Below are 1,299 nucleotides of genomic sequence, written 5' to 3'. Positions count from 1 at the left end.
ATTAAATTAGCTATTACTTGCTATTGTTAAAGACGCAGAATTAAGTGTTGTTGATCAAGTATCAGCAACCGAAGTTTTGCCTGACGACCATAGAGCTTTGGAACCACCTGATCCCATCCCGAACTCAGAAGTGAAACGAAGCATCGCCGATGGTAGTGTGGGAGGTCCCATGTGAGAGTAGGTCATCGTCAGGCTTCTATTAGAAACCCCAGTAGGTCATCCTACTGGGGTTTTTTATTGCCTGGAAGAAAGTATTGTAAGTAACTCACTTTCGTTTTAATTATGTGAGCAGGTTCTTATCTTGTTGTTTGATTTGTGAACGACTGTAAAGTTTTGACTCGCAAGACATGATTTAATTAATTATTGGGTATACTTCCCTAACTTCTAATAAATCAGGACGCTGATTTCAACTATGAATGCATCTACAAACAACAAAATTGCTTTGTTATTTCTATCGCTAATGATGGCTAGTAGTACGAAGATATATGCAGAAATGCAGTCGCTATCTGACAGTGATTTATCTGAGGTCGATGGCCAAGGCATCGGTTTAGTGATGGATGACTTTATTTTCAGTCACGGCCATAATCCAAGCGAAGGCAAGGTATTCAGGATTAGTGGTGTAACTAACAGTGCTGGAGAAGACGTTGTAATCAACGTTAATCAAATGTATATCGCGCGTGCAGGTAGTAATTATGGGGAGACTCTAGAGGGTGTAAATCTAGGTAGGCTAACTAACCCATACGAAATTGATTTATTAAATGGTGATGACCCTGATATTGGCTTACCCGGAGAGGCGGTACTTGAATTTGCGGCACCTAGGAAGGTTTTAGATACTGCTCAAGGTTATGACTGTTTGACTGGTGCTGCAGGTGGGGAGTGTTCTAGTAGACCTTCATCTGCTGAATGGGTAAATGGGGAGAGGCCAGATCTTGGCTTAGAACTTGAAATTAATGATGGTGCTCTTGCAAGCAATTTAAACATCAATGTTGAAAGTGCCGTGTTTGACGGGTCTTACTTGCGCTTGTGGGGCGATGACGGGGAAGAGCGTATGGCAGCAGAGTTTCGTCTTAACTTTTATTCTCCCTCCATTGAGGTAAGTACTTGTGAGCAAATTAATCAAGGTTGCTCATCTAGCATTAAAATGTCCAACTTCCAAATGGAGTTGGCTTTAGGTCACACGTTCCAGCCCTTATACATCGGGGTAGATGGATCTAGCAATCTACCAACAAGCGGTGGGCTTACTCTTCAAATAGCGAAAATTACACATCCATATATGGATAAGATTAATGTTGTTGATGG

Annotated in this window: 1 protein-coding gene and 1 rRNA gene; both read left to right on the top strand. The window is 41.6% G+C overall.

Annotated elements, in window-relative coordinates; translation table 11 throughout:
- The first annotated feature begins 79 nt into the window (after positions 1–79).
- A 5S ribosomal RNA gene (rrf, locus tag A3735_RS01560) occupies positions 80–194 on the top strand.
- A 218-nt stretch (positions 195–412) separates the two neighbouring features.
- Positions 413–1,299: hypothetical protein (locus tag A3735_RS01555; protein WP_068637444.1), on the top strand; the 887-nt coding region annotated here is incomplete at its 3' end.

It is taken from the genome of Oleiphilus sp. HI0061, from assembly GCF_001635675.1.
Note: the sequence above shows the minus strand (reverse complement) of the source record. Positions and strands in the feature narration are given on the sequence as shown.